Genomic DNA, 15,668 nt, shown 5'->3' on the forward strand with positions numbered 1-15,668 from the left:
ATATATTTTTAGCCAGCGGTTTTTACCCGGCTAAGCCGATCCTGTAATAAATCTTTCGCCTGTGGCTGCGTCATGCTGTTACTTAGCTCAAGTTCGCTGACAAGAAACTGCATTGCATCGCGGAGCATTATTTTTTCGTTTGAATTCAACGGTTTTTCCTTTTGGATCATAACCAAATCGCGGATAACCTCAGCTCCATCTTTCGTCATACCCGTTTTCATTTTGTCGGTGTTGATCTTAAATCTTTGTTTATATGTTATAGACCGATCAATTTCTCCCTGCCCAAACATGGCCATGACCTGCTCAATCGCCGTCATGTTCAATACGAGCCGCATCCCATAGTCGCTCACTTTCGTGATTGGAATCATTACCTGCAGTTTCTTAAGAGGAAAAGCCATAATGAAATATTGCTGTGTTTTCCCTAGAATTTCTTTTTCCTCAATGGCTTCAATTACGCCTGCCCCATGCATTGGATATACAATCTTGTCACCAATCTCAAACAAACTAATCCACCTCCATGGATGATTCCTTTCTTGAGATTAACACAATATGAATTTTTATTCAAATTTTACATGATATCATATTTCATTTTTTATTGTCAATATGTTTTCTTTCTGAAAAAAGACTGTTTATTCGTAAGCAGTCTTGGAGTGTAGATGAAGTAAAAAAGCAGGCGTTTGTCCACAGTCTGAAAGCTATATCAGTTATTTACCGATACGGCTTTTTCCCATAGAGTATTGTTTACTTTTTATCTTTCGCAAGCAATACCATCTTTGTCCCGATCTTTATCTTTGTTAGCATTATAAAGAGCAGAAGATACATACGGCTTATAGTTTGTTTTCCCGCCTTTATTTTTCACTTTAGAATTCATAGCCACCCCACCTTTATATGACTTGTTTAAAATCGAGTCTCTTCCGGAAGGACTTCGGGGTGAACTCTTAGAAGGGGAAACGGAAAGCATTAAGGAAGAAGCCAGGACGATTAAAGAGCAGCTGCTTAAGAGAAGTGAAGAAGACGAGTGAAGTAGAATCACTTAATTTCTTTAAAAATATCAACATTCAAATTTTATAGAGCCAAATAAAAAGAACTTCGGGTGAAGTTCTTTTTTTAATTAAGACGTAACCGTTTCTGCTGCTTGAGTATTACGTTTTGCGGCAACCTCTGAATAAAACACGGCAAGAGATGCTTGAACGTAAGGGAAAAGCCATAAAAACCCGATACCGAATGTAAGAAGGGACAAAAATCCCCAAGCAATAAAGCCCAGCCAAAGTGTAAAATACTGATTTTTTAAACCGTCCATCATTTTACGGCTTTCTGTGATAGCTTCATTAACTGTATAAGAAGGATGATCTTTTAAAATAAAATAAGTCTGTGAGTACGAAAAGCCTTTAATGATCCCTGGTACGATAAGCAACAGTGACCAAAGAAAAGTTAACAAAAGCATCCAATAGCAGGCAATAATCGTTTTGAAAGAAGTCCGACCATGTTTATAAATCCTAAATACATTTGAAAGAGATGGGTTCTCTTTTCGGGAAATAGCTAGATAAAACCATAAAGAAGCGACCATAAAAGGAGTGAGTAAAATCGAAAGAACGGTGCTAAATACATCAGAAGCAACTGGCGTACTTGTCGTATATATCCATGCTTCAAACCCGCCTGATAAATAAACTTCTACGGAAGTAGGCAGAAGGACAAACAATAATCCCGATATAAAGGTAAGTAAAAGTGCTTTGCCCCAATGTCCTGCAAGGCCTTTTCGTGCCTCTTTTTTAATGTCTTTATTCCTCATAAAGTAATAGTTCTCTCCTCATTTTTTAGTATATAAGCAACTTCAAGCACAAAAAAAATATCATATCAGAATTGTAAAGGGATAACAATGTTTTTAAGCTTTAGAAATGTATAATTAAAAATAATCGCTTATTCATGTGGACGAACTGTTAACTAATAAGCTAACTTGTTATTTTTGAGGAGAAGCTATTAATTTACATACAAGATATTTGTAGAACAGGAGTAAATTCATACATGCGTCTTTAGATTTTTTATTTATCAGTTTTTATTGTTTACTATACTTTCTGCCTTTTATTTTTACTTTGATGAATCTATCCACAAACCGTTTAGCCTTGTCGGTATATTTGAAACAGTTATAACTGTTTTACTTGCCGTGTGAGCCTTTGGTATAGCGGATAAACTTGAAAATCGAGTAAGTGTAATACGCCTAAGAATAAAACTTCCACTTTCATTCTTGGCGCTTGTTTTAGCGTTCCTCTTTTTAGGCTTACTCTCTGGTGAAATAGCATTTTAATCTATGTTTTTGCTCAAAAGTTTTGGTCAACTTCCGTCTGATCCAAGATTGATGCTATTTATATGTCCATATAAAAAAATAATACTGATCTTGCTTTAATAAACAATTGATGCTTACTAATGTAAGCAGTTAAGGATTTATTTTCCTGATAAAGTCATCTTCAGTTATCTTCTGAACCTCATGTTCTATCTACTAATGCTCAAATCTTTCTTCATGTTTTCGGGCGGAATTTAAGATTAAAAAAGGAAAAGAAGATAACGATGCGCAGCCAAAACATATCCCGTTTTGGAGTGGTATGAGAGAGTTTCGTGATGAAGAGATAGAAGCTGATTTTGCGATCGATACCGACATAGATCATATGTAAAAGCCTTGCTATTGAGACAATACAAGACAATAATGGATCTTAATAACCTAAAATACAGAAGAGAGCGGAAAAGGGGTATTTAATATGCAGCTGACAATACGAGCGGTGGGAGAGAACGCACAGGTTCTGTCGCACCTGCTGGCGAAAAATCCAAACAATGTGTACGAGCGAAAACAAAAAGGGCATCTAGTACGCTTTTTTTATCGTCTGTTTAAAGAAAAAGAGGTAGAGGCGACGATATTTGTCACACATGATCCTATTGAATTATCAAATAGCCGTTCCAATCCATACGATATTACTCATTATATTAATGATCGTGAATTTGCGGTGAGCAGCATTTTTTGCTCATTTATCCGCAATGCGCTCGGTACAGCGTTGAACGGTCAGCCAAAAGAGGAGTATGCTGAATGGGTTCATCATCCATTTGATCTTCATGTGGAGTTTGGCCCTATCGTTTCATCGCTTTCCGACAAGCAGATGCATGAGCTATTTGATCCACTAGGCTTTAGTGTGGATATTACATATGGAGAAACAGATTACAAAGCAAAATTAAAAGACCGCAGTACGGCCCGTTTTCTTTCAATACGCGGGATGAAAACATTGCGTGATACACTGCGCCAGTTATTTATTCTGATTCCTGTAATGGACAATTATAAGCATTATTACATTGATGAAAAAGAAATTGAAAAGCTGGAGCGCTACGGGGAAGGCTGGCTGGAAGATCACCCGATGCGGGGGTATATTTACCGTCAGTCACTTCGTTTTAAAGACTTGTATAGTATGATTGAGAACACAGAAGCAGTAAAAGAGGCAGTAAAACAAGAAAAAAAAGTGCGGCTGAATGACTTAAGGTATGAGAAAATTATTAATCTTGTTAAACAGGTAAAGCCGAAAACCGTCGTTGATTTCGGGTCCGGTGAAGGAAAGTTAGCAGTCCGGCTTGGATTTTTGCCCGGAGTGGAGGAAATCTTGGCAGTGGAGCCTTCTGAATCTGCTTCTTTGCAGGCGATCCGCCGATTTGAAAAAGCGCAAGAGAAAAGCGGCTTTGTTCCGCCTATTTCCATGTGGGGATCGCTTTTCTATTACGATGAGCGGTTAAAGGGAAAAGGTGTGATCATTCTCTGTGAAGTCATTGAGCATATTGACGAACACAGGCTGCCAAAAGCCGTTGAAACGATTTTACATGAATATAAGCCAAACACGTTTATTGTAACAACGCCTAACCGTGAATATAACGAAGTCTATGACATGAACGAAACTCTTCGCCACACCGATCACCGCTTTGAATGGACAAGACCTGAATTTGAGTACTGGTGTAAAGAACGAAACAAAGATCAAGCCTACGAGCTTCGGTTTGATGGTGCAGGAGAAGAGCATGAGCAGCACGGTTTTCCGACACAGATCTGTGTATTTACAAGAAAGGAGGCGGGAATATGAACATTTCTTTGCCGCATGCAGGCATAGTTCTGCTTATTGGTCCGTCAAACAGCGGAAAATCAACGCTTCTCCAAACAAAGATTGACCAGGGGGAAATCAAGCAGTCAGAAGTAATAAGTTCGGATGCCTTTCGGCTGCTGGTGAACGACGAGGAATTTATGGAGTGGCGTGATCTGTCAAAAGACGAAGCGCTTTATGCTAAAGAGTTGTACCAGAGAGTGTCACAGGAAGCGTTTGCGATGATGGATGCGCTTATTGAAACAAGGTGCCGCTTAAATAAGTTGTCGATCATTGATGCAACAAACCTTCATCCAGACGACCGGAAGCAGTACGTGGACATTGCCAGGAAACATCATTTGCCGATCACAGCGATCCTGTTGGATACAGAAGAATCCGTTTTGTTAAATCGGGATGAAGTGCGAAAGCATCCACGAGGAAAGCGCCGGATCCGGCAGCAATACCAAACATTTAAACGGGAAAAACGCTTCGTCAAAAAAGAAGGATACAAGGCAGTATATACCATTAATACAACAGAAGAAATACATGTACATCGCCATTCGAATCCTTTGGAAATCGATATCGGTCAGGGCATTGATGTGATTGGTGATATTCATGGCTGCTTTGAGGAAATGATTGCGCTGCTTGAAAAGCTGGGGTATGTAAAAAATGAACAGCATTTTTATGTTCATCCCGAGGGGAGGCGCTTTTTATCACTCGGCGATATTATGAGCCGCGGGCCAATGTCACTAGAGACCATGCTGTTTTTCTGCCGGCATGTAAAGGAAGGCTTTGCCTATATGATCGACAGTAACCATGGATGGAAGATTGCCCGCTGGCTCGACAAGCGCAAGGTTACCCTGTCCCATGGGGATGAGCGAGTAAAAGAAGAACTGGATCTTTTCGAAGCACAGAACGGAAAAGAGCAGACGGAAGAAATAAAAAATGATTTAAAAGAGTTTCTCTTAAAAGCACCATCCCATTATGTCTTAACGAGAAACGGGTCTCCGGTTCTTGTTTGTACACATGCGGGGATTAAAGATGAATTTATAGGCAGGCAATCACCTGCTGTGCAGGACTTTTGCCGGTACGGTGATACGAATGGATTTGATGAAAAAGGAAAGCCTGTACGAAAAGATTGGTTTACTGGTCATAAGCATCAAACTCTTATTGTTTGGGGCCACGATCCGAAGCCGCGCCCACTCGTGATAAATAATACAATTAACATTGATCAAGGCGTTGTGTTCGGCGGAGAGTTGACAGCATTTCGTTATCCAGAGAAAGAATATGTTTCTGTCCTAGCAAAGGAAGACTACACAGGAGTATTGGATAACCCGCTGACAGAGTGGGTAAAAGCCCGGTTAAATCCCCCAAATATCGGCGCATTTCTGAACGGCTACAGCGTACTGACAAAAGAGCTGGGAGAAGTTCAAGTGGCGGAAGGTATCGTAAAGCCGGCTATCGATGCGGTATCTCATGTAACAGTTCCGATCGAGCAGCTTGTCTATATCCCACCGACGATGAGCCCGACACCTGAGACCTCTTCTGAAGCTGGTTTTCTAGAGCATCCGGCAGAAGCGTTTCGGTATTATCGGGACCATGGGATTCCTACGATGATTGCGGAGAAAAAGCATATGGGCAGCCGGGCTGTCTTGCTTCTGTTTAAGGACTGTGAATCCTCTAAAAAAAACATAGGAATAGATTCGCTTGGTGTGATTTACACAAGAAGCGGCCGACGCTTTTTTAGCCGTGAGCAGGAAACAGAGCTGCTGGCAAAGCTATGCGCTGATTTAACCAAAGGCGGCTATTTCAACAAGTATGAAACCGACTTTGTTCTAATGGATGCGGAAATCATGCCATGGAATTTGAAAGCGAAAGAATTGATTAGCAGCCAGTATGCTCATGTGGCAGAAAACGCTGTGCTGGATCGGACAGCATTAGTTGAAAAACTCGGCACCTCACATGGAAACCAGGGGCAGGTACAGGAATGGCTGAGAGAGTACGAACAAAAGCTTGAGAACGCTCATACGTTCAAACAAGTTTTTCAGAAATATTGCTGGGATGTCCAAACAATGGACGATATCCAAATTGCTCCTTTTCACATTTTGGCTCATAGTGGAAAGACCTTTTTTGATCAGCCGCATACATGGCATATGGAGATGAATCGTTTGCTTGCCGGCATGTCTGACTATTTGATTGAAACAGACTACAAAGTGATCACAAGTGAGGACGATGAAAAAGAGGTAATCAAGTGGTGGGAGGAAATGACGAAGGATGGGCACGAAGGCATTGTAATCAAGCCGGAATTCTTCGTTGCCCATGGTAAAGGAAAGCTCATGCAGCCAGCAATAAAAGTGAGAGGCCAGAAGTATCTGCACATCATTTATGGAATGGATTATTTAGAGCCTCAGAACCTGGAGAGGCTGAAAAAAAGAAATACTGGCAAGAAGCAAAGAATGGCGTTGAAAGAATTTGCACTTGGGATAGAAGGCATTGAGCGATTCGTTAACAAAGAATCCATTGAACGAATACATGAATGTACACTGGCGGTGCTAGCTCTTGAATCGGACCCTGTTATAGATCCAAGACTTTGATTCAGTAATAAAGGAATTGTCCAAAAATCTCTTTGAGATTAAAATTTTATAAAAAAACAAGCCGGTAACATTGATTTAACAACAGTTCCGGCTTTGTTTTTTTATATTTATGGTTGTTTTCATGCTCTTTATTTTTATATGTTTTGCTTTTCTCTCGTTATTTCCCTGCTCAACAGTATCGGTCAACTGCTGACTATAAAGATAAGTAATAATTCTTTGCAATTTCACTTTATTGACTGTTGAGTTATGCGAAAAAGCTGTACCAGTTCACATGCTGATACCGCTTTTTGTTTCCTAAAAAGGATTTTTCATAAAGAATATTACTTTGGCTACAGGTAATTGAGAACTTTCTATAACATTGTATCATTACCTTATATAGCCATGTGGACAAGATTGAGTATTCGATAATTAACAAATTATGTTAAAATTATAGGGGATAGGGGGTGCTAAAGTGAGCAAAGATAAAGAAACTCCTGAAAGAACAAGAGAAAGACTAAGACAAGAAGAACTAAAAAGAAATCCAACTGGAAATATGAATGATGCATTTAATGAAAACCTTGCTGATTTAGCAGGTAGTTTAGGTTGGAAAGGTGTCAGTATTATAATCCTTATAATTTTAATAAGCTTTGTTTTGATATCAATATTTTTCAAATAAGAAGGCCTCTTTTTGAGGTTTTTTTATTATGCACTTTTAATGTCTCGACCGTAGTCCATTAGGTTTTTGATCCGTTGAAATAAGTGTCTGTTCCTTTTGTTTTTCAAAGGATAAACACTTGTCTAATATGCTCAATAAATAAGAGGAATAGCCTTTAAAAAAGTGGAGTCCCACTCTAAAAGATATGCATGAAATAATTAGAAGAATCTTATATTTAATTAGGTCAAGAGCTTCTTAAAGGGAGTTATACTGTTTTAAGATGGATAACCAAACAATTCTTAACGGAGCCCTTGTGGTTTAAAATACCAATCTCTCTTACTTTACTAAGTTCTATTATTTGTAGCACTTCATTTTTCTTGAACAATGCCTATTACCAAAGTAGCTCCAAATTAGCTGCAGCAATCTTTTTTTTGTGTGCATATGGCATTAAAATGCGGAGAAACCTTCTGAATTCTGTCTTCTTATTTAATGCGACAATTGTGTGTATTTATCTATCAATTCTGGCACAATATTAGTAACGCTTATTCTTTACTATTTATATATTGAAGTCCAAGAGAATCTGCTCAAGCGTAATCAATGAGTAAAAGCCGTATCAGCATGCTAACTGATACGGCTTTTACTCTAGGAAATTCATTGCTTGTTTATTACCTTTTGCAAGCCTATCCGCTGTTATCATAGTCACACTAGTTGTCATAAGCTTGGTGGTCTTTTTTTACGCTGTTTGTATATTTCTTGCACAGATTTGTATCAAAAATGAAGTGTGTTTTGATCCGCCTTGTGCGCTTTTTCAGCTAGTTCAATACTAGTGACGCTGACATGCCCGATGACCAGTCGCTTGATTTTAGAATTAATGGATTTGATTTTTCAGGTGAAGATTGGTTCGCTATTGATGAGGAGGGATAGTCTTTTTCTAATTCGCTCAAAATGAAACAAATAATACGCAAAGAGCCTCCATGTTATAGGGGGCTCTTGAGAAAAAACAAAGGTATATTATAACTTAGGCTCAAACGCAATCATGAACAAACTTTAGAGAAAATTTCTGTTTGGATAATATGTAGTCACTAAAAATAAGAGAATCTTATTTGAAATTTTGGATAAGCGATTCTGCTTCATAAATAAATTGGTTTAATTGCTTTTTGGCTTTTGCAGCATCCATCATGTTTTCCGATCGGATTGTCTCAATCTCTTCTTGTTTTAATGACCGCAATGTTTCAGCAAGAAGTTCTAATGTGGGGATAGCGCCTGAGTCGAAAAAGAAAGACGGACGATCAGATTCAGCAGGCTCTGATTCCTCTTGGAACTTAATTCCCGTTAGAGTTGAATAACAGGGCAGGCAAAAAGGTTTTTCATTTTCTTTTAAAACGGCCTGACTTGTATGACAGGACGCGCATAATGTAACAGACATTAAGGGACAACCTCCGTATTCAATTGTTATTTCATGAGTGTAACAGATTCCTGTTTTGCCAAGAAAGGGTAAAGCCTCTCATTTTCAGTAAGGAAAATTAACTATAACGAACAGAAGAAAGGAAGGCTTAGTGCGTATCTATGCCATTTTTCACAGGACGTCCGCTTTTATGTCGCGTTAAAAAGAAGGTATCTTAAAGTTCAATGTTGAAATGTAGATAAAATTATAAGGAAACTATTTTGTGGCTGCATCCATCTTTTGTCATGCTGTCAGGGTACTTCTTGCGGAGATCAGGCAGTTTTTAAACGATTCTTTTTTAGATGCAGCACTAGCCGCTTATGCCGGAGAATAGGTTTTACTATTCATTAAATTATGAGTAAAAGCCGTACCAGTCACCTTGCTGGTACGGCTTTTTATTTATTATTTTAAATTTAGTGGAATGAAATATTACATATACTAATTACAATTGTTTACTATACAGTTTTATTCAGGTAAATAAATAGAAGAAACAACCAAAAATTATAAAAAAATTAGCTATAATGAACAATGAAATCTCACTAATCATGGTTTAAGATGATTAAGAGATATTTAATGTTACATTTCATTACATAATCGATCAATGAAATATGGTAAAAGGGGGAGAGGAAGATGAAGAAAGAAAAAGCGAAAGTTCCTTTTTATAAAGGACTATTCTTTCAAATTATGGTTGCAATTATAGCGGGGATTTTAGTTGGCTATGCATTTCCTGATATTGGACTTGCTTTAAAACCGCTGGGCGATGGTTTTGTAAAACTGATCAAGATGATTATTGCTCCGCTTGTGTTTAGTGTCGTCGTAGTCGGAATTGCTAAAGTAGGGAACATTAAAACAGTGGGCCGTATAGGCGGAAAAACACTTTTGTATTTTGAAATCGTCACTACGCTTGCATTAATTATCGGCATGGTAGTGGCAAACCTGATGAACCCAGGTCAAGGAATGAATGTGGATCCTTCCACTTTAACTACAGATGCAGTAGAAGAAAAAACCCAAGGATCTGAATTGCCGAGTGAAGCTGAATTTTTAATGAGTATTATTCCTGATAGTGCGGTAGGTGCCTTTACAACAAACTCAATGCTGCAGGTTTTACTTATTTCCTGCTTGTTCGGTTTTGCTCTTGTTCATGTAGGCGGGCGTACAAGTGAAACGATTCTTGATTTACTAGAAAAAGTGAATGAAGTCCTGTTTAAGATTATGGATTACATTATGAAGCTAACAGCAATTGCCACATTCGGTGCGATGGCTTTTGCCGTTAGTCAATATGGGATAGGAACACTTTTATCTTTTGGTAAGTTGTTTATAGCAATGACCGTTGCGTGTCTTGCCTTTGTTTTAATACTAGCTATTATCACACGCGTATTCCTTGGCATCAATCTTTGGAAGGTAATTGTCTACATTCGTGAGGAAATTATGCTCGCTTTTGCAACAGGATCTACAGAAGCTGTCATGCCGCAACTAATGGACAAGTTAGAAGACGCAGGCTGTGATCGTGCGGTAGTCGGGCTGGTTATCCCAACTGGTTACTCTTTTAACCTGGACGGTGCTTCCATTTACCTGTCGCTTGCCCTGGTATTTCTTGCGCAGGCAGTGGGGATAGATTTAAGTTTAATGGAACAAACGATGATTTTAGGGGTTCTTTTATTAACCTCAAAAGGGATGGCAGGTATCCCGGGATCTGCATTCGTAGCGTTATCTGCAACCGCAGCTGCCACAGGCTCTATTCCTGTTGCTGCGGTAGCATTGATGCTTGCTCCAGACCGCTTTATGGGTAATTACCGTACAACTGTCAACATTATTGGTTATGCAGTAGCAACATTTGTCATCGCACGCTGGGAAAGACTGCTCGATATAAAACGTGCAAAAGACGTTTTGGCCGGCCGTATTGAAATTGAGCCTGTTAGTACGAAGCCTAAAGTCTCCAGCAACGATTTATCTTTAGAGACTTTCAAATAAATAATGGATAGAGATAAATGATAAGGGCTTGCTTACTTGTGGAGCAAGTCCTTTATTATTTGCTGATATTTTTGGAGGTTGGGTGTTTAAGTATTCATGGCTGATGCAGCTTTACTTAGTTGACTGCTTAATTTTATTGTTCACATGCAATGCCGTCTTTGCTCCTCTTTGTATAAATATCAAGGGTTTCGGGCCTGCTATGTGCGACAGGTGCTTTTTTGAAGCATGGGTTTAAAACACAGGGACAGAAACACCCACTGAGCCAACAGAAGAAACACCAGCAAAAAATAAATAACTATTTTAACTTGATTCTTTTAGGCCTACTATCCGTTATTGATAGCGGGTATTTTTTGTGGAGTAAGGAAAGCAAAGTTCATTTTAGTAAAACAATGGAATGACCCAATTAGTACTGTGAAGGTTGCTTTCGTGAAGGAATATAGCGAGTTTGGAAATCTTGAAAGGAGATGAGGGGATGAGTCGGCGTGAAGTGTACGAAATGCTCAAGGAGCATTATAAAAAACAGGTCATACAATGACTTCCCTGCAAATGATTTTAGCTGCCAGTGAAGAGCTCCTATCATCGATGCTGTTCATAAATTCAGCAGTTATTTAGACGGTCGGAGGCAGCCGGCATGAGACCAATTCAAGTATTTAACCGATGCTGCAAATTATTTAATCGAGCGCATCAGAATCATCATTGTTTTTAATAACACACAAAAAACAGGAGCTATAGAGGCTTGAAAATATTATGGGAGTGACGTCTAATACTCAGCGAGCCACTATTAACATTCGGTTCTTAAATAGAGATCGGCGGCAGTTTAAAGCTAAAGGAACATGGGCCAAATAGAGAACACAATAAACACTGTACAAAATTTAATAATAGAATCTGAAAAAAAGAGGTAATATATCCTACTTTTCTTGCTCGCATTCCAGCAATGCTTTGCTCAAAAGTTGAATGTCATTGTGGATGAGTTCCTTAAGGTTCTCATCTTCACATTTATGATAGTCATCTACAAGACGGCCAATCTCAGCAGAAAAAAGGATGAATAGATCTTCCGGAGTGAACAGCTCCTTTCTATTTTTGAGTAGCTTGTTTCATTCCAGGTGTATTATGCATGAATACGTGTGGAACTTTTATGAGGAAACAAAAGCTGAACATTGAAAGATATAGATAAGTCAGATGACATAAATGATCGTTGATTTTCTTGAATAAAAAGTATGGTGAGAGTGGAAAAGGAGGTTGAGTTGGTTCATTACATTTGCGGTATATGGAGAGCCGGTTGCGTCAGGCCGGTCAAGAGCTTCGGCTTTTCATGGCAAAGTTCAAATGTATGATCCGCAAAAATCAAGGTGCGTAAAGTTCGCTGCTTGCCAGCGCTGACCCGTTCAGCTTCTAGAAGGTCCATTTGAAATACTGACCGGGTATTCGAGCCAGCACTGAAAAGCTTCAGAAAAAAGAAAGCAGCCACAGCAGGTCATTTAGGTAGATGACAGTCAGGTTGTTGATTTGAAAGATTCAAAGTTTGATAGTGTCACACCGTGCGTTGAAAACACCATTGAGTCAATTGAGCTGCAGTAAATGAATTTAATCATTTTTTTCCCAATAGTAGCCGAAAGTGATAGCAATTGAAAAAAGGAGGAACATAAAAATCCACAAAGCAGGGTTCATCATATCAGCTCCTTGCAAGTATTAAATGATTTTGGTCTCTGGCTGAGCGAAAGGCTTAAAACCTGCAAATTGACAAATGAAGTAGTTGCTCCGAATTAAATAAAAGGGGCGGCAGGACGATTAAGGGCAAGGGAGTGGATAAGAAGTGACAATAGTAAAAAAATGAAGCGTTTTAATAAAATCGTTCATCTTTGTCTTTGAGTTTTTGATTGTTGTCTTTTGAACACTTATCGTTTGATTTAGAAAAGGACTTGGATTTTCTTGATAGGAAAATGACCGAAACAATGAAGCTTACCGTTAAAACCGCGGATAAAAACCATCCGAACAGTTCAATTGGATGCATGTTTTGGAAACCTCCTTGTTAAGGAAATCTTTGAATTATTTATTTACCCATTTAAAAGAAAATAAAGCGTTATTTTTTAATTTAAAACATGACAAAACGTTTGAATAAAAGGAGCAGCCTTGCCATTTTCAGAGGGAGGTTAGGTCTTTGTTAATGTTGGAGGCAAGTCTCTCGCCCAGAAGAAAGCTTCTAGAGCGAGGGACCGGGCCGGAAGTGACAACAGCAGTGGCGTACAGTCGCGGTGAGTAAGAGAAAACGCTAAAATCGTTCTTTAACTAAAAAGAAGCCGTGTAAAACGGCTTCTTCATAAAAATTAATACATTGGATACTGTCCAGGCATCATATGAGGAGCGTTGTTATCGTGGCTCTGAGGCATCATATGAGGAGCGTTGTTATCATGGCTCTGAGGCATCATATGAGGAGCATTGTTATCATGTCCCTCCCCCATCATATAAGGAGCATTGTTATTGGGTGCCTCAGGCATCATATAAGGAGCATTGTTATATCCTTCAGGCATCATTTGGGGAGCTTTGTTACATCCGCATCTTTTAGGCATTCTTTTGGGGGCGTGGCTGCGCCCTTCAAGCATCATGTAATGCTCTTCCACCTTCATTACGTACTGAAAATGTTTTTGATAATAATACATGTGCTTTTGAGGATCTACATACTCGTATTTTTTCGCGAGCAGTCCATATAAGCTTGCTTTTTCTAAAAGATCCTTTAACATTTCATCCATTTTCATTAAAAATTCCCCCTTTTAACTTTACCTTAGTAGGGTATTCACTTCATTTTATGTTGTATAAGAAGATTGCCTGCTTTTGCATAATAAAACGGCAGATTGAGGTTTTTTAAGAAGGAAGCGATATGCTGTAAGGCGCGTGTATCGATTTTGTGTGCATCACTTTTTCAGGAATATGCGGCTAATATTATTGTGAATTTTTAGGCATGCTCAGCAAAGAAGAGACTTTTATTTTAAAGTGCTGAGCAGATGATATATCCTCGAGATGTTGAATGATGATTTATATAAAGAAAGACCTCACAGGTGCCGTGAGGTCTTCAAAAATTGGTTAAGTACCGCAGTCGTAATATGCACCTGTTTAAAGTATGCCCAATAGGTAACCTTTTAAAACTTTTCTTTCCTAGCAGGTAAGCTGACAGGCAGCAAAGATGCAGCCTTAAAGAGATGACAAGAAAAGAAAAAGGGGATTTAAATATAAAAAGCCAGGGGGCTCTGACTGTAAATAGCAGGGTTATGTTTAGTTTATGATATTACCGTCAGAAAGCGAATCCGAGCTGTCGTGAGTAAGACTGCTGGTTAGTATATCGCATGGAACAATCCTTGCGCGAATAGTTAAACAGCATAAGTTTTAAGTTCCTTAAAAATCAATAAAATACCGATTGCGTATACGATAGAAGTGGCCAGGGGTACAAGTGTAAATGCCTGCTCAACAAAGTAACCACCTAAAATGAGAGCGGAAGAGCAGGTGCCTAATGTAATAAACAAATAGGCCTTGCTTCTATAGATCCACATGTAAGGGAGGAAGTGCGAGCCTCCAAGCAGGCCAATTGTAAAAGGAAGGTATTCAGGCATATGCCTATACACAAGGATAAACACAGGAATAAAAAAAGCCTGGGCAACTGCAATCATACCGCCTAAAACACTAAGTGGATTATCGGTTGATAATAAATGGATATTCATCATCTTACATAGCACCAGACCAAATGGAAACATCGCGCTCATACCTAAAATCCAAATCAAGCAGACTGGTTTTAAGGGCAAGACAAGGGGGAGAAAGGTGAATAATAAAAAATGATGGAACCAGATAACAATATGGGAAATCCTTTTTTGGATGCCAGGATCATATCGGTTTGAAACTGTTCAAGTGTTTTATTCAAGTAGTTCACTCCTTACGCTGACATATTACGACCTGCCTATAATGTGCTATTGAATGCTTATATTTATTATGAACTTTAAAGGTTAAATCGTTGATGGGATATTTTCAGGTTGCATGAAAAAGCAGCCAGGCCGGGGAGCCTGACTTTAAAAATGGTGACGAGCTGTCGGAGTTGGGTTTGGGTTGTAACAGTATCATTATGGGCCGTTAGATGAAAATTTATACAAAAAAGCCAGGGGGGTTTCCGAGCTTCAAGGTCGATACGAGGTGTTATGAGTGAAGAGGGCGCTATTATATAACGCCCTGATATTGGTCATTTCCTATGCTTGGAGAAATTATGCGAAATCAATGTTCTTACTTTATAAGGAAGGCAACTACTAGATATAAATACACCGTTACTAAGATTAAAACTCACTTGCGAAGCATGATAGCATAACACGCTGAATGGGATTACTCATCTTTGGAGACAAATAAAACAAACAAAGTTATACAAGGAAACACTAAATGCGAAGCAACGGAGGAGCAACCTTGAAAGTGATACACTGGTCTCTAGTATTTGCAATTGCTACTTTTTTTGCAGTAGCCGAGTACACAAAGGAGAATATTAACCCCGTAGGTGTATCAGCATCTATCGTAACCGCCGTCGTAATTGGAGCGTTTGTAAGGCCATTCATTAAGTAACAGGCAGCAAGAAGGAAAGAAATAATGGGGATGTGCGTAAAAAAGAACAGCCAGAGGGGGCTCTGGCTGCGCGGTGTAAATATTACATGGGAGAGAGGAGTCTCTCGCTATCGGTCAGTATGGACAAGTTCATCATATTTTATACAAGCCAAATAAAAAAGCTTATAGATAGGTTGATGAAGTCTACAGGCTTTCTTGAAAGTAGATTAGTCAGCAGCTGCCAGCTTTTCGTTTATTTTTCTGCAATAAGCGGATTTCTTTAAATCTTCAACCGTTATGAATACAGGTGCGAAAGGCAGAAGCTGCTAATTTATTGACTGGCTATACATGGACAACTT

At 39.0% G+C, this 15,668-nt stretch carries 11 protein-coding genes; 4 read left to right on the forward strand and 7 right to left on the reverse strand.

The annotated features are described in order from the left end of the window. Positions 1–8 precede the first annotated feature (8 nt). From RIN81_RS03165 to RIN81_RS03175, 3 genes are all read right to left on the reverse strand, one after another. Complete coding sequence (locus RIN81_RS03165) at positions 9–470, reverse strand: CarD family transcriptional regulator (protein WP_375164489.1); 462 nt, start codon at positions 468–470, stop codon at positions 9–11. Between the two features lie 278 nt (positions 471–748). Next, entirely contained in the window at positions 749–961 is a 213-nt protein-coding gene (locus RIN81_RS03170; protein ID WP_309087310.1) for an excalibur calcium-binding domain-containing protein, read from the reverse strand. A gap of 150 nt (positions 962–1,111) precedes the next feature. Then, on the reverse strand, positions 1,112–1,789 hold the full coding sequence (locus tag RIN81_RS03175; protein ID WP_309087312.1) for a DUF975 family protein: 678 nt from the start codon (positions 1,787–1,789) through the stop codon (positions 1,112–1,114). 961 nt (positions 1,790–2,750) lie between these two features. On the opposite strand from RIN81_RS03175, the gene RIN81_RS03180 reads away from it, so the two are divergent. The 3 genes from RIN81_RS03180 (at position 2,751) to RIN81_RS03190 (ending at position 7,349) form a co-directional block, all read left to right on the forward strand. Further along, on the forward strand, positions 2,751–4,103 hold the full coding sequence (locus tag RIN81_RS03180) for a 3' terminal RNA ribose 2'-O-methyltransferase Hen1 (RefSeq protein WP_309087314.1): 1,353 nt from the start codon (positions 2,751–2,753) through the stop codon (positions 4,101–4,103). Next, complete coding sequence (locus tag RIN81_RS03185) at positions 4,100–6,694, forward strand: polynucleotide kinase-phosphatase (protein ID WP_309087316.1); 2,595 nt, start codon at positions 4,100–4,102, stop codon at positions 6,692–6,694. The genes RIN81_RS03180 and RIN81_RS03185 overlap by 4 nt, the downstream gene beginning before the upstream one ends. 451 nt (positions 6,695–7,145) lie before the next feature. After that, on the forward strand, positions 7,146–7,349 hold the full coding sequence (locus tag RIN81_RS03190; protein ID WP_309087318.1) for a DUF6366 family protein: 204 nt from the start codon (positions 7,146–7,148) through the stop codon (positions 7,347–7,349). 1,078 nt (positions 7,350–8,427) lie between these two features. On the opposite strand, the gene RIN81_RS03195 is transcribed toward RIN81_RS03190, so the two are convergent. Beyond that, positions 8,428–8,754, reverse strand: coding sequence for a hypothetical protein (locus RIN81_RS03195; RefSeq protein WP_309087320.1), 327 nt, complete (start codon positions 8,752–8,754; stop codon positions 8,428–8,430). 648 nt (positions 8,755–9,402) lie between these two features. Between RIN81_RS03195 and dctA the strand changes: the two genes are divergently transcribed. After that, on the forward strand, positions 9,403–10,743 hold the full coding sequence (gene dctA, locus RIN81_RS03200; protein ID WP_309087322.1) for a C4-dicarboxylate transporter DctA: 1,341 nt from the start codon (positions 9,403–9,405) through the stop codon (positions 10,741–10,743). Positions 10,744–12,583: 1,840 nt separating this feature from the next. Here dctA and RIN81_RS03205 read toward each other — a convergent pair. The 3 genes from RIN81_RS03205 to RIN81_RS03215 all read right to left on the reverse strand — a co-directional run bounded on the left by RIN81_RS03205 (position 12,584) and on the right by RIN81_RS03215 (position 14,606). Further along, complete coding sequence (locus tag RIN81_RS03205) at positions 12,584–12,754, reverse strand: hypothetical protein (protein ID WP_309087324.1); 171 nt, start codon at positions 12,752–12,754, stop codon at positions 12,584–12,586. Positions 12,755–13,067: 313 nt separating this feature from the next. Beyond that, positions 13,068–13,496: a hypothetical protein gene (locus RIN81_RS03210; RefSeq protein ID WP_309087326.1), complete on the reverse strand. Its 429-nt coding sequence runs from the start codon at positions 13,494–13,496 to the stop codon at positions 13,068–13,070. Positions 13,497–14,105: 609 nt separating this feature from the next. Next, positions 14,106–14,606 carry a DUF7010 family protein gene (locus RIN81_RS03215; protein WP_375164490.1) on the reverse strand — a complete coding sequence of 167 codons (501 nt, stop codon included), beginning with the start codon at positions 14,604–14,606 and terminating at the stop codon, positions 14,106–14,108. Positions 14,607–15,668 lie beyond the last annotated feature (1,062 nt).

This window comes from Domibacillus sp., assembly GCF_031181085.1.
In the GTDB taxonomy this organism is placed as follows: Bacteria; Bacillota; Bacilli; order Bacillales; family Domibacillaceae; genus Domibacillus.

What these genes read in the sequence shown, in the direction of transcription:
- RIN81_RS03205 (WP_309087324.1), bottom strand. Translation starts at nt 12,754, where the DNA reads ATGCATCCAATTGAACTGTTCGGATGGTTTTTATCCGCGGTTTTAACG.
- RIN81_RS03195 (WP_309087320.1), bottom strand. Translation starts at nt 8,754, where the DNA reads ATGTCTGTTACATTATGCGCGTCCTGTCATACAAGTCAGGCCGTTTTA.
- RIN81_RS03165 (WP_375164489.1), bottom strand. Translation starts at nt 470, where the DNA reads ATGCATGGGGCAGGCGTAATTGAAGCCATTGAGGAAAAAGAAATTCTA.
- RIN81_RS03170 (WP_309087310.1), bottom strand. Translation starts at nt 961, where the DNA reads ATGCTTTCCGTTTCCCCTTCTAAGAGTTCACCCCGAAGTCCTTCCGGA.
- RIN81_RS03180 (WP_309087314.1), top strand. Translation starts at nt 2,751, where the DNA reads ATGCAGCTGACAATACGAGCGGTGGGAGAGAACGCACAGGTTCTGTCG.
- RIN81_RS03175 (WP_309087312.1), bottom strand. Translation starts at nt 1,789, where the DNA reads ATGAGGAATAAAGACATTAAAAAAGAGGCACGAAAAGGCCTTGCAGGA.
- RIN81_RS03210 (WP_309087326.1), bottom strand. Translation starts at nt 13,496, where the DNA reads ATGAAAATGGATGAAATGTTAAAGGATCTTTTAGAAAAAGCAAGCTTA.
- RIN81_RS03185 (WP_309087316.1), top strand. Translation starts at nt 4,100, where the DNA reads ATGAACATTTCTTTGCCGCATGCAGGCATAGTTCTGCTTATTGGTCCG.
- dctA (WP_309087322.1), top strand. Translation starts at nt 9,403, where the DNA reads ATGAAGAAAGAAAAAGCGAAAGTTCCTTTTTATAAAGGACTATTCTTT.